The organism is Brevibacillus fortis (assembly GCF_003013395.1).
GTDB lineage: Bacteria > Bacillota > Bacilli > Brevibacillales > Brevibacillaceae > Brevibacillus > Brevibacillus fortis.
Genome location: NZ_PXZM01000040.1, coordinates 12,764 through 31,807 on the forward strand (window position 1 = coordinate 12,764; position 19,044 = coordinate 31,807).

A 19,044-nucleotide genomic window follows, 5' to 3' on the forward strand; every position below is an offset into this window, starting at 1 on the left:
TGACTGGAAAAAGCCGCCAGGAGGTAGTGACGTTGAGCGAGGAAAAAGTAACGCAAGACCCAACTCTCGAAGAAGAACAAGTAGAACAGGATGCAGACCAAACGACTGCAACCGAAATGAACGGGGAGCAGGAAGCTGCTCACTGGAAGGCTCAGGCCGAAGAGCATCAAAACCGCATGCTGCGTGCCATGGCTGATATGGATAACCTCCGCCGCCGTGTTCGCAAAGAGCAGGAAGATTTGGCTAAATACGCTTCTCTGAAAATCGTGGAAGAGCTTTTGCCGGTTCTCGATAATTTCGAGCGAGCACTTGCCACTGACAAGGAATCCATGACAGTAGATTCCCTCTTGGAGGGTGTAAACATGGTATATCGTCAGATGGTTCAAGTTTTCGATAAAGAAGGCTTGATCGCGATTGAGGCAAAAGGAAAACCGTTTGATCCGCACATTCATCAGGCGGTAATGCAAACACAAGACCCTGAATTTGATTCAGGTGTCGTAGTAAACGAGCTGCAAAAAGGATATATGTTCAAAGACCGCGTCGTTCGTCCGGCGATGGTTCAAGTAAACGAGTAAACCCAAAGTACTAAAAATCACTAGACGTATAGTGTTAGGAGGACATTTTGTATGAGTCGCGTAATCGGAATTGACTTGGGAACAACCAACTCTTGTGTAGCAGTAATGGAAGGTGGAGAGCCTGTCGTTATTGCCAATGCAGAAGGAAACCGTACCACACCATCCGTAGTAGCATTTAAAAACGGCGAGCGCATCGTTGGGGAAGCGGCAAAACGCCAAGCCATCACGAATCCAGACAATACCGTAATTTCCATCAAGCGCCACATGGGTACTGCTCATAAAGAAACGCTTGAAGGCAATGCATACTCGCCTGAGCAGATTTCTGCTATGATTCTGCAAAAGCTGAAAGCAGACGCGGAAAGCTACCTTGGTCAACCTGTGACGCAGGCAGTGATTACGGTTCCAGCATACTTCAATGACAGCCAACGCCAAGCGACAAAAGACGCTGGCAAAATCGCTGGTCTGGAAGTACTGCGTATCGTGAATGAACCAACGGCAGCTGCTCTTGCATACGGTATGGAGAAAACAGAAGATCAAACTGTTCTCGTATTCGACTTGGGCGGCGGTACCTTTGACGTATCCATTCTCGAATTGTCCGACGGCTTCTTCGAAGTAAAAGCGACCTCCGGTGATAACAAGCTGGGTGGAGACGACTTCGACGATGTAGTTATGAACTACCTGGTGAGTGAATTCAAAAAAGAACATGGCATCGATCTGTCCAAGGATCGTATGGCACAACAACGTTTGAAAGACGCTGCTGAAAAAGCGAAGAAAGACCTGTCCGGTGTTCTGACTACGACCATTTCTCTGCCGTTCATCACAGCAGATGCAACCGGTCCAAAACACTTGGAGATGAACCTGACTCGCGCAAAATTCGAAGAGATCTCCGCTGATTTGGTAGAGCGTACAATGGGCCCAACTCGTCAAGCACTGAAAGATGCTGGACTGACTCCTAGCGAACTGGATCGCGTGATTCTGGTCGGTGGTTCTACTCGTATCCCAGCGGTACAAGAAGCAATTAAGAAATTTACAGGTAAAGAACCACATAAAGGTGTAAACCCAGACGAAGTAGTAGCACTCGGGGCTGCTGTGCAAGCAGGCGTACTGACTGGTGATGTGAAAGACGTCGTACTTCTTGACGTAACTCCACTGTCCCTCGGTATCGAAACATTGGGTGGCGTATTCACCAAGTTGATCGATCGCAACACGACGATCCCAACAAGCAAATCCCAAGTGTTCTCTACAGCTGCTGACAACCAAACATCTGTAGAAATCCACGTTCTCCAAGGTGAGCGTCAAATGGCGAACGACAATAAATCTCTCGGTCGCTTCAACCTGTCCGATATCCCGCCAGCGCCACGCGGCATCCCGCAAATCGAAGTTTCCTTCGATATTGACGCGAACGGTATCGTAAACGTACGTGCAAAAGACTTGGGTACCGGAAAAGAGCAACGCATCACCATTACTTCCAACTCCGGTCTGTCCGACGATGATATCAATCGCATGGTAAAAGATGCTGAGTTGAATGCAGAAGCGGACAAACAACGCAAAGAGCAAGTAGAAGTTCGCAACGAAGCTGACCAACTTGTATTCACTACCGAGAAAACACTGAAAGAAGTAGAAGGCAAGGTCGACCAAGCTGAAATCGACCGCGCTAACGCTGCGAAAGATAAAGTGAAAGCTGCTCTGGAAGGCGGCAACATCGAAGAGATCAAGACAGCGAAAGATGAACTGTCCGAGATCATCCAACAAATTTCGGTGAAGCTCTATGAGCAGGCTGCTCAAGCGCAAGCTGCACAAGGTGGCGCTGAAGGTCAAGAGCCGAAGAAAGACAATGTTGTAGATGCTGACTACGAAGTGGTAGACGATAAAAAGTAACACGCTGGAACTGTGAGGGGAGAGTTTTCTTCCCTCACTTCCCACGATGTGACCCATGAAAGTCAAAGTCACGGAATGCTGACTTTGACTTTTTTTCAAGTCTGTCACATGCTATGATAACAGTTGACTGTCATGGGAGTGATGTAGGAGATGAAACGTGATTTATACGAGGTTCTGGGCGTTGCAAAGGACGCGGACGCTGATGAAATCAAAAAAGCGTATCGCAAGCTAGCTCGCCAGTACCATCCGGATGTAAATAAAGAGGCTGACGCGGAAGAAAAGTTCAAAGAAGTAAAGGATGCGTACGACATCCTGTCCGAGCCACAAAAGCGTGCGCAATATGACCGTTTCGGTCACCAAGACCCGAATCAGGGCTTCGGTGGTGGAGGTTTTGACGGATCGGGCATGGGCGGCTTCGGAGACATTTTTGATATGTTCTTCGGTGGCGGCGGCAGACGTTCGAATCCGAATGCGCCGCGCAAAGGATCAGACCTGCAATTTGGCCTCAGCATTGATTTTATCGATGCGATTTTTGGGAAAGAAACCGACGTGGAAATTCCAAAGGAAGCAGAATGCGATACGTGCCTTGGTTCTGGTGCGAAGCCTGGTTCCGGTGTAGATACGTGTAAGACTTGTAGCGGTACTGGGCAACAAGAGGTGGTAGCAAACACGCCATTCGGGCGAATTGTCAATCGCCGTGTGTGCTCTACTTGTGAAGGTAAAGGTAAAGTTGTCAAAGAAAAATGCTCGACCTGCCGTGGCAATGGACGTGTAAAGGTACGCCGCAAAATTCATCTCAACATCCCAGCAGGTGTGGACGATGGAGCACAACTGCGCGTAACAGGCGAGGGAGAACCGGGCGCAAACGGTGGACCTCCTGGAGATTTGTACGTCGTATTGCGCGTCAAGAGTCATGAGTTTTTTGAGCGTGAAGGAAATGATATTTACTGTGAGGTTCCCCTTACTTACGCACAGGCGGCACTCGGAGATGAGATTGAAGTGCCGACGGTTGATGGTCGCGTGAAGCTGAAAATCCCAGCGGGTACTCAAACGGAGACATTCTTCCGCTTGCGTGGAAAAGGTGTTCCGCATCTGCGAGGAAACGGTCGTGGAGATCAGCATGTCAAAGTGCGCGTCATTACACCGACCAAGCTGAGTGATAAACAAAAAGAACTGTTGCGTGAGCTCGCCGAACTGTCTGGAGAAAAGCCAGGACAGCATGGGGGAGAAGACGAAAGCTTTTTCGAAAAAATGAAACGGGCATTCCGCGGCGAGTAATCCGTCGCGGTTTTGTCCGCTTTTTGCCTAATGCTTCGTGTAGTGAAGTCGATCAAATGAAAAGCCCGATTGGGAGCTTATGTGGGGAGTGGTAGATTCGTGAAATGGTCAGAAATCAGTATCCATACTACAGCGGAGGCTACGGAGGCGGTGTCAAACCTCTTGTATGAAATGGGTGCCAATGGTGTCGTAATTGAAGACCCGGAGGTGCTCTATCGTGAGTGGGATACCCCCTTTGGCGAAATCTACCAGCTTTCTCCTGATGATTTTCCGGCCGAGGGCGTATTCGTTAAAGCTTACCTGCCGGTTGACAGCAGCGAGTTGCTTGATGTTGTAGAAGAGTTGAAAGAGCAACTGGCACAGCTGATCGAGTACGGTTTGGACATCGGTAAGGCATCAATTGCTGTAAACGATGTCCACGAAGATGAATGGGCCCACGCCTGGAAAAAATATTACAAGCCTGTTCATGTGTCTGATCGCATGACCATCAAGCCAGTATGGGAAGAGTACGAGCTGAAGCATCCAGATGAGATCATTATCGAGATGGACCCAGGCATGGCATTTGGAACAGGTACGCATCCGACGACCATTCTCTGTCTACGTGCACTCGAAAAGTATCTGGCGAAAGGCGATCAGGTGTATGATGTTGGGACAGGCACTGCTATTTTGAGTATTGCTGCCATCAAGCTCGGAGCTAAAGATGTGCTTGCGATGGACTTGGATGAAGTGGCTGTACGATCCGCTCAAGCCAATACCGAACTGAACGGTGTGCATGAGCATATTAACGTGAGACAAAACAACTTGCTCGACGGCATCGAGGAGCAGGTGGAAGTGGTTGTCGCCAACATTTTGGCGGAAGTTATTCTGCGATTCACCGATGATGTATTCCGCGTGTTGAAGCCAGATGGTACCTTCATCGCTTCCGGAATTATTGCTGCACGGGAAGCAGATGTGAAAGCAGCTTTGGCAGCTTCTGGCCTTGAGGTCGTGGAAACCATTTTCATCGATGACTGGGTAGCAATTGTAGCAAAAAAACGATAGAATAGTGGGGTTGGCGAGATGCAACGATATTTTGTCGAGCCACATTCCTTTAGTGAGAATGAGCTAACGATTGTCGGAGACGATGTACACCATATCGTAAATGTAATGCGTGCTCGGGAAGGCGAAGAAATCATCGTTTCTGATGGAGCGGGTAGGTCTGCACGGGCCAAGCTTGTTTATCTTTCTGCGAAGGAAGTACGAGCAGAAGTCATAGAAATGCTTCAAGAAGAACGAGAATTGCCGATCCGAGTCACAATTGGTCAGGGGCTTCCAAAAGGCGAGAAGCTGGAGTGGATTTTGCAAAAGGGGACGGAACTTGGGGCGTACTCTTTTTTTCCGTTTTCTTCTGAGCGAACCATTGTAAAGCTGGACGCCAAAAAAGAAGCGAAAAAACTGGAGCGTTGGCGCAAGATTGTCAAGGAGGCAGCGGAACAGTCGCATCGTGCTGTTTTGCCAGAGCTTTTGTCTCCTGTTTCGTTTCGTGAGATACTTCAAGCTGGCCAGGCGTATACGCATTGCGTAATTGCTTATGAAAAAGAAGGCAGTACCACGATTCATCAAGTGCTAGAAGAGATGACTGCGGGCGATACACTTCTGGTCCTCGTTGGACCGGAGGGAGGCTTCTCTCCTGAGGAAGTGGCGCAAGCAGAGAGCAAAGGATTCCTGACGGTTTCCTTAGGCCCGCGCATTTTGCGCACGGAAACGGCAAGCCAGTACGTTTTGGCCTGCGCTTCCTATCAGTTTGAACGAAAGGCTTCATCACTTCGCGAAGGATGAGCAGGAACCAAACGGTTATGACCGGTTGGTTGACCGCAAGCGGTCACAATCCACTTTTATGAAAAACGTCGAGGCGTTTTTCACGGAAAAGGAGGAATGGCAATGTCTACCGTTGCTTTTCATACATTGGGCTGCAAAGTAAACAGCTATGAGACAGAAGCCATCTGGCAATTGTTCAAGGCAGACGGCTACGAGAGAGTTGACTTTGAACAAGATGATGCAGATGTTTACGTCATTAATACTTGTACCGTGACGAACACGGGAGATAAGAAGAGTCGCCAAGTGATTCGTCGTGCGATTCGTCGTAATCCTGAGGCGATCGTAGCCGTAACGGGCTGCTATGCGCAAACCTCTCCAAGTGAAATTGCGCAAATTCCCGGTGTGGATATCGTAGTAGGTACACAAGGGCGCGAGAAGCTGATCGAGTACGTGGATCAAATTCGTACAGAGCGCCAGCCGATCAATGCAGTTGGCAACATCATGAAAGCGCGCGAATTCGAAGAGCTGGATGTTCCTAACTTTACGGATCGCACACGTGCTTCCCTCAAGATTCAAGAGGGTTGCAACAACTTTTGTACGTTTTGTATTATTCCTTGGGCGCGCGGTCTGATGCGTTCCCGCAAACCGGAAAGCGTCGTCGAACAGGCCCAAAAGCTGGTGGAAGCGGGCTATCTGGAAATCGTTTTGACTGGTATTCATACGGGTGGATACGGCGAGGATCTGGAAGACTACAATTTGGCCAAGCTGTTGGTTGACCTTCATCAAGTGGAAGGCCTCAAGCGCATCCGCATCAGTTCGATTGAAGCGAGCCAAATCACCGATGAAGTGATCGAGGTCATCAACAACTCCGATCGTGTCGTGCGCCATCTGCATGTACCGCTGCAAGCGGGCGATGACGAAGTGTTGAAACGCATGCGTCGCAAGTATACGACGGCTGAGTTTTACGAAAGAATGGTCAAAGTACGCGAGGCATTGCCAGGAGCAGCGATTACAACAGACGTCATCGTAGGCTTCCCGGGTGAGACCGAAGAACAATTTTGGACCGGATACGAGTTTATGAAGAAAATCGGTTTTGCCGAGATGCACGTATTCCCGTATTCCATGCGTACCGGTACACCAGCAGCACGTATGACGGATCAGATTCCTGAGGAAGAAAAAAACGAGCGGGTAGCGAAGTTGCTTGAGCTCAATCAGGAATTGACCTTGGCATACTCCAAGAAATTCGTAGGCGATGTACTGGAAGTCATTCCGGAGCGTCCGTTTAAAGAAGCACCTGACAGCGGTCTTCTAATGGGCTACTCCGATAACTACCTGAACGTCGTATTCCCTGGCGATGAGAGCATGATCGGCAAGATTTGCAAGGTCAGACTGGACGAACCAGGCTCGGAATACTGCAAAGGGACTTTTGTACGTGTACTGGAAACAGAGGCGCTGCCTTACCTGAAGGAGCGTGCTATATGAGGGAGATATCGGCAGGAGGCGTTGTATACCAGAAGCAAGACACAGCGTACATGCTCCTATTGATTGAAGACCGCTATGGCAAAGTAACACTCGCAAAAGGTAAGCAAGAGATTGGCGAGACCATCGAAGAAACCGCTTTGCGCGAAGTTTTGGAAGAAACAGGCGTGGCAGGACGATTGGGTTCAAAGCTCGACATGATCACCTATGTGTATACACACCCGGTGACGGGCGAATCCGTCGACAAAGAAGTGCATTACTATTTGGTGGAAGCATACAACACAGAGATCACCGTACAGCTGGAAGAAATCAATGATGTCCATTGGCATCCGGCAAGAGAAGCTTGGGAATTGCAATTGCAACGAGGATACCGTAACAATGACAGCATTTTTCGCCTTGCATTCGAACAATTAGGGATAGAGGTGTAGTTCTATGAACATGAACAAATTTATCGATCACACGCTGTTGAAGCCTGATGCTACACAAGAGATGATTGACAAGCTGTGCGCGGAAGCAAGAGAGCACGATTTCATGTCTGTATGCGTAAACCCTTACTGGGTAAAACGCTCTGCTGAACTCTTGGCAGGCTCTGATGTAAAAGTGTGCACCGTGATCGGATTCCCTCTGGGAGCGAGCACCATCGAATCCAAAGCAGCTGAAACCCGCGATGCAATTGCAAACGGAGCGACTGAGGTAGATATGGTACTGAACGTGGGTGCCCTGAAATCCGGCGACCTGGAAACTGTCAAAAAAGACATCGTTGCTGTGAAGCAAGCTGCTGGCGATATTCTCTTGAAAGTGATTCTGGAGACTTGCCTCTTGACCGAAGAAGAAAAAGTAGTTGCGTGCAAGCTCTCCGTAGAGGCTGGTGCTGATTACGTAAAAACCTCCACAGGATTTTCAACAGGTGGAGCAACGGTTGAAGATATCGCCCTGATGCGTAAAACCGTAGGACCAAATGTAGGCGTAAAAGCATCTGGTGGCGTTCGTGACGGCGAAACAGCGGTTGCGATGATCGAAGCAGGCGCGAGCCGTGTCGGTACAAGCTCCGGTGTTTCCATTGTAACTGGAGCAAAAACAACAGGCAGCGGATACTAATACGAAAGAAAAGCCTGGCCGAGGTAAGGCCGGGCTTTTTCCGTCCTGCGTGCTGTTGTTCCTATAGAGAGAGGATAGGGAGCGGGGAGGAGATTAGCAAAATGAAATTTGTTAAGGGAATCGTCATCCTGTTGGCTTTTTATGGAGTAGGCGTAGCTGCGAGCAAATGGTTGCATATTCCCCTACCTGGTAACTTGGTGGGAATGCTGCTGTTAACACTGGGACTGTGCATGGGATGGATTCGGATGGATTGGGTTGAACAAGCGGGCACTTTTCTGATCCGTCACATGTTGCTCTTTTTCGTCCCGATTATCGTCGGGGTGGCTTCCTATTTAAACGTGTTTACCCAAAATCCATTGCCAATCATACTATCCATGGTTCTTGGACCATTTTTGGTTATGCTTGTGACAGGTGTGGTGGTGCAATGGTATTTGAAGCATCAAAAACAAAAGGCAGAGCCGTCCTTGCAGCAAGAGGGGAGGACTCTGGATGCTTAGTCAATTTTTCGCTATTTTGGTATCGATAGCAGGGTACAAAGGCGCAACTATGATCAACGCTCGATTCCAACGCTTGCAGCCTCTTTTGGTGGCAGTGATCTTGGTTTGGACCATGTGGTGGGTGTTCAGCGGCGATTGGGAGGCGTTTGCTGCTGGAGGCCAGTGGATTTCCTTTTGGCTTGGTCCCGCAACGGTGGCACTGGCTATTCCTTTGGCTAAACAGATAAAGGAGTTTGCTCATATTTGGCGTGGTGTTTTGCTAGGTGTATGCGCAGGCTGTGCAGTCGCGATCATCGTCGTTATCGCCATTCATTGGTGTCTGGGTTCAGATGAGCTCGTATTCAAAAGCATGCTTAGCAAATCCGTGACCACCCCGATTGCCTTGGAGCTGAGTCGTTCTATTGGCGGGGAGCCTGCGTTAGCGGCGTTCTTTACTGCGTTGACAGGGATGGTTGGTGTGTTGATTGCCCGTCCTGTTCTCAAATGGGGTAAAATCACTGATGATTGGGCAATCGGGATCGCTATCGGTACGAGTGCACACGCCATTGGTACGGCTAGCTTGAACCGCGTTTCTCCAGTTCAAACAGCAGCGTCGAGTGTCGCAATGATCGTGGCAGGCGTCATTACTTCCATCTACTTGATACCATTTTCTTTCTGAAGGTGAGATCCCTAGGGCGACGTTTATCCGGGATCAGCCATTGAATGAAGCGGGCAATCTGCGGTACGAATGGCAGTGCGACCAGAGAGCAGACGAGATTGAAGATGGTCTGAGAATGGGCGATCTGCATCGAAGGGCTATCCGTTAAAAATGCACTGACGAGGGCAAGCTGGGAAAGAAACGGTAAAAATACAATTGCGCCTGCGACGTTGAAGAGCGTATGGCACCATGCGACCTGCTTGGAAGCCGTGTTCGTGCCAATAGCAGCGATAACAGCGGTAAAACAAGTTCCGACGTTCGCGCCGAGTACGATGGCGAGAGCCGTTTCCATCGAAAGAATTTGATGACTGAGCAGGCCCATCGTGATCACGGTCGTAGCTGAACCACTATGGATGAGCGCAGTGAAAATGATCCCGGTAATCAGTCCAATCCAGATGGAATGACTGCTCTCCAGAAAAAGCGAACGAAACGTCTCAGACTGCTCCAACGGCTTCGCCATGACTTTCAATGTATCAATTCCGAGGAAGATCAGTCCGAAGCCTGCGACGACGAGGCCAATGCAACGAATGTTTCGGCGCGGCATCAGCCAAAGAGCCACTCCGATGAGGAGCATGGGAATGGCAAAGGACTCGAGCTTGAGTGCAACCAGTTCCGTTGTCACTGTCGTGCCCAGATTGGTTCCCAATATGATGCCAACGGTTTGTGTGAACTGGATGATGCCAGCGTTCGTCAGCCCAATCGTTAGGACAGTTACCGCACTGGAGCTTTGCAAGACAAAAGTGGCAAAGAGACCAATCCAGAAGCTATGGAGCGGGGTACGCGTAAATCGCCCCATCCATTCTTCCATTTTTTTGCCGGCGAGGTTTTGAAAGCCGGAGCGCATGGCGTACATACCGAAAAGAAAAAAAGTGAGCCCAAAGGTAAAAGGGGCGAGGATGGAGACTATCACAAGATACGTTCCTCCCTGTCCATTTTTAGCAAGTTACTATAACGCTATGCCTGTACAAGGGCAAGCATGACAAGAGGAGGAATAGCTGCATGGCACGTGTGCTATTGAATCAACATCGGAAAAAGCGGCTAGAAGTAGGACATCCGTGGGTTTTTCAATCGGAGGTATTAGAAATTCAAGGGGATGTAGAACCAGGTGAAATCGTCGAGGTCACCAATCATAAAGGGTATTTTTTGGCAAAGGGCTACATCAACCCAGCTTCACAAATGATCGTGCGCATTCTGAGTTATGACCAAAAGGAAGAGATCGACTATGACTTTTTCTTGCGCAAAATCAAGCAGGCGGCAGAATTCCGGACGAGATTTGTGGACAACCCACGGGCTTGCCGCGTCATTTACGGGGAAGCCGACTTTTTGCCAGGACTCATCGTCGACCGCTACGAAGACACATTGGTTGTCCAAGTCCTCTCATTGGGGATGGAGAAACGCATCGATTGGATTCGGGATGCACTCGTAGAGGTATTTGCACCGACCGGTATTTATTTGCGCAATGATGTACATGTCCGTGAACTGGAAGGACTGACACAGGGCAAAGAAGTCCTGTACGGAGAGTGCCCACGTGAGGTATTGATCGAAGAAAACGGATTGAAATACTATGTGGATATCGTAGAGGGGCAAAAGACGGGCTTTTTCTATGATCAGAGGGAAAATCGTGCTTCCATCGCGCCTTTGATGAAAGGCTGGGGCGAAAAGCACGGCATTACCCTGACGACGATGGAAGTAGACGGCGAGACAAAGCAGGTCCCTGTAGACAAGCGCGGTAAAGCTGTCAAAAATCCGTTTTGGGATGGCGCAGAGGTATTAGAGTGCTTTACACACACGGGTTCCTTTACCCTGAATGCTTGCAAGCACGGTGCTAAAAAAGTGACAGCCCTCGATATTTCCGATCACGCTATCGAAACAGCGAAGCGAAACATTACACTCAATGGCTTCCTGCATCGCGTTGATTTTGTTGTGGCCAATGCGTTTGATTACTTGCGTGAAAATGTAGAGGTAGGTAAGAACTGGGATGTAGTCATTCTTGATCCACCAGCGTTCGCGAAATCGCGTGGAGCAGTGAAAGGCGCTTGCCGCGGTTACAAAGATATTAACTTAAACGGGATGAAGCTCGTTCGTCCAGGTGGATTTCTCGTTACCGCGTCTTGCTCATACCATATGTCACCTGAGTTGTTCCTGCAAACGATTCAAGAGGCAGCGGTCGATGCGAAAAAGATATTGCGCCTGATTGAATGGCGAGGCGCGGGCAAGGATCATCCGCAAATTAGTGGGGCTGATGAGGCTCATTACTTGAAATTTGCCATCTTTGAAGTAAGAGATCGTCGATAGAGAAAAAGAAAAACAGCGTCCGCTTTCATACGGCGCTGTTTTCTTTTCGGCTTCATTCTGATTTAAGACTTTGGTTTTTCAAAAATCAATTCGAAGTATTTAGCCATACCGTCTCCCCCGATGCTTGGAGCAAAGATTTGCACTAAACGCCAGCCTTCCTTGGCATGCTCGTGGACAACGGTCTGATAATCTTCTTTTGGTTGGCGTCGAAAAGAGGACAGCTCAACTCGGACGAATTTGTATTCAAACATGTTCTTTCCCCCCGCTTGTATCATCGTCTCTCTTTTTATACGCGCGATGAGCGGAAAGAGTTGCAAAAGAATGTGAATCATTTCGAATAAAGAAATAAGTGCTCATGACCATTGCTTGTCATTTTTTACACGCCTGACGAGATCGAGAGCCTGCTTGAACCCTAGTTCCTTGCCTAAAAAGACTTGTCCTTCGGCGGGGGTAGAAGCGCGGGCCTGGCTTAAGTTCTGAAGCTCGTGGGTCAAGAGATGTTCGACCAGATATAGCTGTACCTGACCAATTTCCCGTTCGCTTTTCCGATCACGCTCCTTGAACTTAGCCCGCTGCTGACTTTCTTCCACATACTTGTCAATATCATCCTCCAAAAAATGGGAGGCATTGCAGATGATATGGCGGTAGTCATCCGTCTTAGAGGGAATGGTACGGATGGTGTGACCGAGATGGGCGAGGAGAAATTTGTTCAAGACAATTGAGTCTCGGGTGTAGTTGTTATGCAGCAGGGAATATTCCCCCAAAAAAGAGCCGCTGTCCTTATCATAGCTGTGCAATAATGTGTAAGAAGAGCAGTACGTGCAGTACAACAAATAATCTCTCATGGAAATCCCTCCAAAAAATAGCTCCATGACAGGAATTTTATTTATATGGTATGAGAAAAAACGTGAGCAGGTGATACTTGCTTCTCTTGTTTTTGGCGTTTGGTTTGTGTATGCTAAATGACGGGCTCGGCCCGGTAAATAGAGCAGATGATGGGCTTTTGCATAGCATAGGAGAGAGTAGAAACTGGGTAGACTCTCCGGTTTCATACGGAGGGGAAAGGAGCATGACACAGATGGGAAATCAAAAGATTCGACTGGGCATTATTTATGGAGGAAAATCCTCAGAGCACGAAGTTTCATTGCGTACGGCCATGTCCATTATGCAGGCCGTGGATGCAAATAAATATGAGGTAACCCCTGTGTACGTTCAATTGGATGGCTCTTGGGTGACTCGAGATACACTGGCCGGTCAACTGCCGGATAAGATCGAAGCGTTGCGCTTATCGGCAAAAACGCCAGCCATTACCGAGGCAACAGAGACAGGTAAAGAGCTGGCAGTCGCAAGCAAGCCAGGGCCGCTGTTTGCTATGAATGAGCAATTGGATGTTGTTTTCCCTGTGGTTCACGGACCATTTGGCGAAGATGGGACGATCCAGGGATTGTTGGAATTGGCGAATATCCCGTACGTGGGAACCGGAGTAATGGCTTCCGCTATCGGAATGGATAAATGGATGATGAAGACCGTATTTGCACAAGCTGGACTTCCGCAAGTGAAATATGTAGGTTTTCTGCGCTCGCAATGGGAAAAAGGCCAGGACGATGTCATGGATCGAATCGAGCGTGAACTCGGCTATCCGTGTTTCGTCAAACCAGCGAATATGGGTTCCAGTGTAGGGATTAACAAAGCGAAAAATCGTGAAGAGCTCAAGCACGCATTAGAGGTAGCTGCCAAATTTGACCGCAGATTGATTGTGGAAGAGTTCGTTCAAGCACGTGAGTTGGAGATTGGCGTTTTGGGGAATGAAGAGCTGATGACGTCTGTCGTTGGGGAAGTCATTGCCGCTAAAGAATTTTACGATTACGAAGCCAAGTACAAAGGGGCGGGAACAGAGCTCTCCATTCCTGCCATCGTTCCCGAGCATGTATCCGAACAAATCGCGGATATAGCCAAGCAGGCATTCCAAGCACTCGATGGCTCCGGCCTTTCCCGTATAGACTTTTTCTGGGATGAGAAAAACGACAAGCTCTATATCAACGAAGTGAATACGATGCCAGGCTTTACTCCGTTTAGCATGTATCCAATGCTCTTCCAAGCTGCGGGTGTGAGCTACAGCGAGCTGATCGATCGTCTGGTGCAACTCGGGATCGAACGACATGCGGATAAAGGCCGCAACGTCGTGGATGCGGAAGAGTTGGACTAATAATGAGAGGAAGATGCTGATGAATCGGCATCTTTTTTCTTTTTGTACAAAATTAGGTAACCAAATTGTAATGGGGCACGTCTGAGTATTGATAACTGATTAGGAGGATCTTCATGAAAAAACAGTTCTTGCTCTCATGTTTGCTAGTTACACTGCTAAGTTCCTTTTTTCCTGGACAGACGGGTGCAGCCATTCCTGCATCACAGGACCCGCGAAAACCTGACATGGTGACGATTTATCATGCGACCCCGGATGGAAAGACGAAAAAAATCCAAACGAACATGCCCTTGATTCATCGCGCCAGCATTTCACCCTCAGGGAGATTTGTGTACGGAGAACGAATCGGGTATGGTAAGGAAGATCCGACAATCCCTTTCCTTTACGACATTCAGACGAAAAAGCTGATGCAACTGTCGGGCATTGCCAAGTGGTCAAACAAGCAGGACGTACTCTACATCCGTGAAAATGACGGAATCGTCAGGCTCACAACGACAGACGGTAAAAAGACCGTGCTCGTTCCGGGCATTGTCCAATATCCAGTGCTCGATTTTGCGATTTCACCGGATGAACAGTACTTGGCATTTACCCGCAAAGATGTAAAAGCTGCTGATTCAAAAGGAAGTGCTCATCTCTACATTCAGCATCTGCCAACGCTCCAAATCAAAAAGCATGATCAATATGAGTGGAGAAAAGACAAAACTGCACTTGAAGAGAAGTATTATTGGATGCCCAATTCCAAAAAGCTGTTTTATGTAACGAAAGAAGCTTCCAAAGAATTGGACATGCCCACAGGGATGAAAACGGATCACAAAACGACCGTTCTTCCCTCATACTCCAGCGATATGAAGTATCAGTATATCAAGACAGAACAAGAAGAATATGTGCTGGATTTGCAAACGGGGAAAAAGAACTTTTTAAAGGACAAAGAGGGGTACACAGCATACCTGCTAAGAGTCCTATGGTCGCCAATTGGCCATCAGTTTGCTGCTGAACAACTTTTGAACTGGTCCAGTTCCCAGGATAATTACATGTTGATGTTCGTCTTCCATGCACCGAACAAATTTGGAAATCCTTTCGGCAATCATGTAAATCCCGGGCTATTGAGCACCTACATGAAGGATCAGGACAATTATCAACTGATTGGGTGGGCAGGTGATGGTAAATCGTTTTATTTTGCTGATCTTGCTTCTACTCATATTTACGATTTTGGTCCGGGCAAGATTAACTGGGAAACGTATGAATTTTATGAAAAACGTTAGCTTGTAAGCACGCCGGGAGATAGTCTTTGTCAATGCAAAACAGATGGACTAATCATGAGAAAAAAGATGCTGATGAATCGGCATCTTTTTTCTTTTATCTAGGAGGGAGGAACTAATTTCTGTTAGCTCATCTCTTCTAACTGTACAACATGAATATTATTGCTTGAAATGAGAATGATAATCGTTTACATTATTTATGGGACGTTTTACCAGTTATGTCAGTCACAATGCTTGGATAAAAAATTGGATCAAGCAAGAGGAGAGGTAACATGTTCGTAGTCAAGCATATCGCAGAGCATGCAACGATGCAGAGCTTTCTCAATTGTTATCTCCGAGAAACAGGTAGGGGCGAGTGGATCAATCGGAAAGACGAGATTACTAAGCATCTAACGAAAATCATACAGCCGAGTTCAACAGGTACGTACCTTCATTGCGAACTCCCGCATCAGGGGATTTCTCTGTATGTTGGTGTCAAATATCATTCGGTGACAGGTAGGCATTTGTTTCATTATCCAGCTTGCTACCGAAGTGGTGACTGTACTCGTTTTGTTCAGGCGGATTATTTGACATTGGCGGTGCTGTTGATTAAGGAATTAACGCTTCAATATGGGGAAAATGCAGTTCCAGATGAATTAGTCTTGAGAATGATTCAAAGCTGCCAAAGCATTGAGAAATTTATCAAGACTCGCCAAAGTGATACGCAGATTTTATATGGAGTGGAACAAAGCTTCATTGAAGCAGAACAGGCACTTTTGTTCGGGCATTTGTTCCATCCAACACCGAAGAGCCAGCAAGGCATTCCTGAGTCAAAGCAAGCGATGTATGCACCGGAGTGTTGTGGGAAGTTTCAACTTCACTTATTTGCTGCCCATCCGTCAATTGTTCACGAAAGATCTGGGCTGACAGAATCTGCTACGCAATTACTGAAGGGTGAGTTTCCTTCGATATCTGATGTCGACCCATCATTTTCAATCGTCCCGATTCATCCGCTTCAAGCAGAATGGTTGCTTGAACAGGTAGCTATACAATCCTTAATCGAGAAAGGTTTACTTCTTTACCTAGGACCAGCAGGTGAGGAGTATATGGCGACCTCTTCACTCAGAACCGTTTATCATCCGGAGAAGAAATATATGCTTAAGCTGTCCGTCCCAATCAAAGTTACGAATTCTTTACGGATCAACAAGTTAAGTGAGATGGAGATTGGTTTAGAGGCGAAGCAGCTTTTGGAAACAAGGATCGGTGAGGTAAGCCACAAGTATCCAGGCTTTGGATTTATCTCTGATCCTGCTTATATCACGATCACGTTAGATCAGACAGAAGAAACGGGATTTGAAGTGATCGTGCGTGAGAATCCATTTATGGGGAGCAATGTTCGGCAGGTCACGCAAATCACTGCGCTCGTGCAAGATCCACTTCCTGGGCATAAGAGCAGGTTGGCAACAATCATTCACCATTTGGCGCAAAAGGAAGGACGGCCTGTCGAGGCAGTTAGCTTGGACTGGTTCAAGCGATATGTAGATATTTCATTGAAACCAATGGTATGGCTCTACCTTACGTACGGAATCGGCTTGGAAGCCCATCAACAAAACAGCGTTGTTACGCTCCAAGACGGATACCCGTACCAGTTCTATTATCGTGACAACCAAGGCTACTATTTCTCAGAGTCGATGCAAGAAGTATTAGAGGCAGAATTGCCTGGTATTGGCAAAGCAAGTGGGAACATCTACAAAGACCATCTGGTGGATGACCGAATCACTTATTATATGATTTTCAACCATATGTTTGGACTCATTAATGGATTTGGAACGGAAGGATTAATTGATGAACAAATCTTATTGGCAGAGATGCATGAGGTTTTGACAGAGTTTTTACCGATGAATCGAGAGTCGTCGAAGTTCCTAGAGAATTTACTTACTCGTGAAAAGCTTCCGTGTAAAGCGAATCTGCTCACGCGCTTCTATGATCTTGATGAATTAGCCCAAGCAGAAGAGAGATCATCCGTTTTTGTTTACATAGATAATCCAATAGCGAAAGTAAAGCATACTGAAAAAGCAGGGCTGCATGCTTTTGGATAGCTTACTTGCATCTTGACTGAAGAGATTTGGAGGGTAAGGTATGGAGTTAACTTTACAAGATTTCGCGATTGAAGAGGCACTTCACTCGACACAGTACGTGCAGGTGAGAAGAAGGGTGTTTCGACAATGCATAGAGTCTTTGTTATATGAGGGAATCGTGATTCCTGAGACCGTGCAAGAGGGTGAAGAGACGATTTACACCTTACGTGGGCTTGATGAGGGTGATCTGCCTGTTAGCTATCGTTGCCGAGGGCGGAGGAGCACTAGTTTTGGACTTGTTCGTTTAGGGCAGGCACCCGTTACTCGTGTTGTTTACGATCAAAGCGGAGTTGCCCAGCAAGAATCAGAAGCGATATCCCTCACTCGTTTTTTAATGGAACTGTTCCGGATGAATACAGTAGACGAACACAGACTGAAGCAATTTGCCAATGATCTGGAGCAAACGTTATTAAAGGATACTTTATCCCAATACTATCGGGTCCAAAATGATATTCGGATGCAGGGCAAATCGTATGATGAGCTGGAAGGTGATCTGATGGACGGTCACCCATACCACCCTAGTTATAAATCACGTGTTGGATTTACTTATGTGGATCATTTTGCCTATGGTCCTGAATTCAAACAGGAAGTTCATTTTCTTTGGTTAGCGATACATAAGCAATATTCCCTAGTGTCCATTGATCAAGGGAGAAATTTTGATGATCTTCTCATAGAGGAAATAGGTAGGGAACAAAAAGCGGCTTTTCAGCAAATCATCGTAAATCATGGATGCGATCCTGATCAGTATGCCCTCGTGCCTGTCCATCCATGGCAATGGCGAACTCATATCGTGCCTGGATTCCTGGACGATATCCATCGTAAACAGATCATTGTGCTAGGTGCAGGCTCTGATGGTCATCGTCCGCAACAATCCATCCGAACGTTTGCTAACAAAAGTAATCCGCATAAACCGTATCTAAAACTCTCGATCAACGTGGTGAATACCTCAGCGGCACGTCATCTCACCCCCCATTCACTGGCAAGTGCCCCCATTGTTTCGAGGTGGCTCAAGGGGATTACGGACGGAGATTCGTATTTACGAGACGTGCAAAAGGTGATCATGCTCCAAGAGTTTGCTGCAGTGGCATACGATCCTCCCCCTGCTTCTGACTTGGTGGAAATGGTTACTTTCGGGGTAATTGGGTGCATGTGGAGGGAAAGCCTCATCCCTCATCTCGAAGCGGGAGAAGATGCGGTTCCTTATAACGTGTTAGCGGCAGTAGAAGTGGATGGGGTGCCATTCATTGATCGTTGGATTCGTGAGCAAGGGCTAGAGAATTGGCTTGCGCGATTATTGGAAAGTAGTGTGTTGCCGGTCGTTCATATTCTGGTGAAACACGGAATTGCAATGGAAACCCATGCGCAGAATATGGTCCTGGTGCATCGGGATGGTGTCCCTTCTCGGGTAGCATTGAAGGATTTCCATGAAGATTTGATTTTTTGCCAACCGTTCTTGAGTGAGCCAGACAAATGCCCGAACTTTGCGGAAGTGCATGAATATTACGCAACGAAGCCAGATGATGTGATGTTTCACATGAATGAAACTTCGACAGTCAGAGATTTGACGTTGGAGACTTTATTTCTGATCAATCTGGGGCAATTAGCACGGTTATTAGAGGAACATTACGGATATGCCGAAGAGCACTTCTGGGAGTTGACCGTTAAGGTATTAGAGGCTCACCAGCAGCGATTACCGGACATGGCCGAGCGATTTAAGCGATTTGATCTGTTTGTTCCAAGCGTCCAGGTAGAGAAATTAACCAAGAAAAAGCTATATACAACGAACGAGAACTATCATTTACATGAAGTTCCCAATCCTTTGTTCGAAGCAAGGAAAAGGCTTCATTCCATGGCTGTGGGAGGTTAATCGC

The 19,044-nt window shown here is 47.5% G+C and carries 18 protein-coding genes; 15 read left to right on the forward strand and 3 right to left on the reverse strand.

Annotation, left to right across the window (positions count from 1 at the left end):
• The first annotated feature begins 32 nt into the window (after positions 1-32).
• The 10 genes from grpE to C7R93_RS23690 all read left to right on the forward strand — a co-directional run bounded on the left by grpE (position 33) and on the right by C7R93_RS23690 (position 9,260).
• Complete coding sequence (grpE, locus tag C7R93_RS23645; RefSeq protein ID WP_106841120.1) at positions 33-575, forward strand: nucleotide exchange factor GrpE; 543 nt, start codon at positions 33-35, stop codon at positions 573-575.
• A gap of 51 nt (positions 576-626) precedes the next feature.
• Positions 627-2,453: a molecular chaperone DnaK gene (gene dnaK, locus C7R93_RS23650; protein WP_106841121.1), complete on the forward strand. Its 1,827-nt coding sequence runs from the start codon at positions 627-629 to the stop codon at positions 2,451-2,453.
• A gap of 150 nt (positions 2,454-2,603) precedes the next feature.
• Positions 2,604-3,731, forward strand: a complete 1,128-nt coding sequence (gene dnaJ, locus C7R93_RS23655) for a molecular chaperone DnaJ (protein WP_017247717.1) — start codon at positions 2,604-2,606, stop codon at positions 3,729-3,731.
• Positions 3,732-3,830: 99 nt separating this feature from the next.
• Complete coding sequence (gene prmA, locus C7R93_RS23660) at positions 3,831-4,772, forward strand: 50S ribosomal protein L11 methyltransferase (protein ID WP_106841122.1); 942 nt, start codon at positions 3,831-3,833, stop codon at positions 4,770-4,772.
• Positions 4,773-4,790: 18 nt separating this feature from the next.
• Positions 4,791-5,549, forward strand: a complete 759-nt coding sequence (locus C7R93_RS23665; RefSeq protein WP_106841123.1) for a 16S rRNA (uracil(1498)-N(3))-methyltransferase — start codon at positions 4,791-4,793, stop codon at positions 5,547-5,549.
• 102 nt (positions 5,550-5,651) lie between these two features.
• Positions 5,652-7,010 carry a tRNA (N(6)-L-threonylcarbamoyladenosine(37)-C(2))-methylthiotransferase MtaB gene (gene mtaB, locus C7R93_RS23670; protein ID WP_106841124.1) on the forward strand — a complete coding sequence of 453 codons (1,359 nt, stop codon included), beginning with the start codon at positions 5,652-5,654 and terminating at the stop codon, positions 7,008-7,010.
• Entirely contained in the window at positions 7,007-7,435 is a 429-nt protein-coding gene (locus C7R93_RS23675; RefSeq protein ID WP_106841125.1) for an NUDIX hydrolase, read from the forward strand. Before mtaB ends, C7R93_RS23675 begins: the two co-directional genes overlap by 4 nt.
• Before the next feature lie 4 nt (positions 7,436-7,439).
• Positions 7,440-8,105, forward strand: coding sequence for a deoxyribose-phosphate aldolase (gene deoC / locus C7R93_RS23680; protein ID WP_106841126.1), 666 nt, complete (start codon positions 7,440-7,442; stop codon positions 8,103-8,105).
• 101 nt (positions 8,106-8,206) lie between these two features.
• Positions 8,207-8,602 (forward strand): CidA/LrgA family protein, encoded by a 396-nt coding sequence (locus tag C7R93_RS23685; RefSeq protein ID WP_106841127.1) that lies wholly within the window; start codon positions 8,207-8,209, stop codon positions 8,600-8,602.
• Positions 8,595-9,260, forward strand: coding sequence for an LrgB family protein (locus tag C7R93_RS23690; protein WP_106841128.1), 666 nt, complete (start codon positions 8,595-8,597; stop codon positions 9,258-9,260). Before C7R93_RS23685 ends, C7R93_RS23690 begins: the two co-directional genes overlap by 8 nt.
• Here the strand turns inward: C7R93_RS23690 and C7R93_RS23695 are convergent.
• A complete protein-coding gene (locus C7R93_RS23695; protein ID WP_106841129.1) occupies positions 9,226-10,209 on the reverse strand; it encodes a Na/Pi cotransporter family protein in 984 nt (327 codons plus the stop codon). The genes C7R93_RS23690 and C7R93_RS23695 overlap by 35 nt on opposite strands.
• Before the next feature lie 89 nt (positions 10,210-10,298).
• Here C7R93_RS23695 and C7R93_RS23700 point away from each other — a divergent pair, with 89 nt between their 5' ends.
• Positions 10,299-11,594, forward strand: a complete 1,296-nt coding sequence (locus C7R93_RS23700) for a class I SAM-dependent rRNA methyltransferase (protein ID WP_106841130.1) — start codon at positions 10,299-10,301, stop codon at positions 11,592-11,594.
• Between the two features lie 62 nt (positions 11,595-11,656).
• Here C7R93_RS23700 and C7R93_RS23705 read toward each other — a convergent pair whose 3' ends face one another.
• Both C7R93_RS23705 and C7R93_RS23710 read right to left on the reverse strand, forming a co-directional pair.
• A complete protein-coding gene (locus C7R93_RS23705) occupies positions 11,657-11,845 on the reverse strand; it encodes a DUF4177 domain-containing protein (protein WP_007727654.1) in 189 nt (62 codons plus the stop codon).
• A 102-nt stretch (positions 11,846-11,947) separates the two neighbouring features.
• Positions 11,948-12,439: a hypothetical protein gene (locus C7R93_RS23710; RefSeq protein WP_106841131.1), complete on the reverse strand. Its 492-nt coding sequence runs from the start codon at positions 12,437-12,439 to the stop codon at positions 11,948-11,950.
• A 233-nt stretch (positions 12,440-12,672) separates the two neighbouring features.
• Between C7R93_RS23710 and C7R93_RS23715 the strand changes: the two genes are divergently transcribed.
• The 4 genes from C7R93_RS23715 (at position 12,673) to C7R93_RS23730 (ending at position 19,040) form a co-directional block, all read left to right on the forward strand.
• Complete coding sequence (locus C7R93_RS23715) at positions 12,673-13,800, forward strand: D-alanine--D-alanine ligase (protein WP_167402499.1); 1,128 nt, start codon at positions 12,673-12,675, stop codon at positions 13,798-13,800.
• Positions 13,801-13,913: 113 nt separating this feature from the next.
• Positions 13,914-15,059 carry a WD40 repeat domain-containing protein gene (locus tag C7R93_RS23720; RefSeq protein WP_106841133.1) on the forward strand — a complete coding sequence of 382 codons (1,146 nt, stop codon included), beginning with the start codon at positions 13,914-13,916 and terminating at the stop codon, positions 15,057-15,059.
• Positions 15,060-15,328: 269 nt separating this feature from the next.
• Positions 15,329-17,134: an IucA/IucC family protein gene (locus C7R93_RS23725; protein ID WP_106841134.1), complete on the forward strand. Its 1,806-nt coding sequence runs from the start codon at positions 15,329-15,331 to the stop codon at positions 17,132-17,134.
• Between the two features lie 40 nt (positions 17,135-17,174).
• Entirely contained in the window at positions 17,175-19,040 is a 1,866-nt protein-coding gene (locus tag C7R93_RS23730; protein ID WP_106841135.1) for an IucA/IucC family protein, read from the forward strand.
• Positions 19,041-19,044: the final 4 nt, after the last annotated feature.

Excerpts from the sequence above, each read along its gene's own strand:
- dnaJ (WP_017247717.1), top strand. The coding sequence starts at position 2,604 with ATGAAACGTGATTTATACGAGGTTCTGGGCGTTGCAAAGGACGCGGAC.
- dnaK (WP_106841121.1), top strand. The coding sequence starts at position 627 with ATGAGTCGCGTAATCGGAATTGACTTGGGAACAACCAACTCTTGTGTA.
- C7R93_RS23685 (WP_106841127.1), top strand. The coding sequence starts at position 8,207 with ATGAAATTTGTTAAGGGAATCGTCATCCTGTTGGCTTTTTATGGAGTA.
- deoC (WP_106841126.1), top strand. The coding sequence starts at position 7,440 with ATGAACATGAACAAATTTATCGATCACACGCTGTTGAAGCCTGATGCT.
- C7R93_RS23675 (WP_106841125.1), top strand. The coding sequence starts at position 7,007 with ATGAGGGAGATATCGGCAGGAGGCGTTGTATACCAGAAGCAAGACACA.
- C7R93_RS23690 (WP_106841128.1), top strand. The coding sequence starts at position 8,595 with ATGCTTAGTCAATTTTTCGCTATTTTGGTATCGATAGCAGGGTACAAA.
- C7R93_RS23720 (WP_106841133.1), top strand. The coding sequence starts at position 13,914 with ATGAAAAAACAGTTCTTGCTCTCATGTTTGCTAGTTACACTGCTAAGT.
- C7R93_RS23725 (WP_106841134.1), top strand. The coding sequence starts at position 15,329 with ATGTTCGTAGTCAAGCATATCGCAGAGCATGCAACGATGCAGAGCTTT.
- C7R93_RS23715 (WP_167402499.1), top strand. The coding sequence starts at position 12,673 with ATGGGAAATCAAAAGATTCGACTGGGCATTATTTATGGAGGAAAATCC.
- C7R93_RS23700 (WP_106841130.1), top strand. The coding sequence starts at position 10,299 with ATGGCACGTGTGCTATTGAATCAACATCGGAAAAAGCGGCTAGAAGTA.
- C7R93_RS23705 (WP_007727654.1), bottom strand. The coding sequence starts at position 11,845 with ATGTTTGAATACAAATTCGTCCGAGTTGAGCTGTCCTCTTTTCGACGC.
- mtaB (WP_106841124.1), top strand. The coding sequence starts at position 5,652 with ATGTCTACCGTTGCTTTTCATACATTGGGCTGCAAAGTAAACAGCTAT.
- C7R93_RS23730 (WP_106841135.1), top strand. The coding sequence starts at position 17,175 with ATGGAGTTAACTTTACAAGATTTCGCGATTGAAGAGGCACTTCACTCG.
- C7R93_RS23665 (WP_106841123.1), top strand. The coding sequence starts at position 4,791 with ATGCAACGATATTTTGTCGAGCCACATTCCTTTAGTGAGAATGAGCTA.
- C7R93_RS23710 (WP_106841131.1), bottom strand. The coding sequence starts at position 12,439 with ATGAGAGATTATTTGTTGTACTGCACGTACTGCTCTTCTTACACATTA.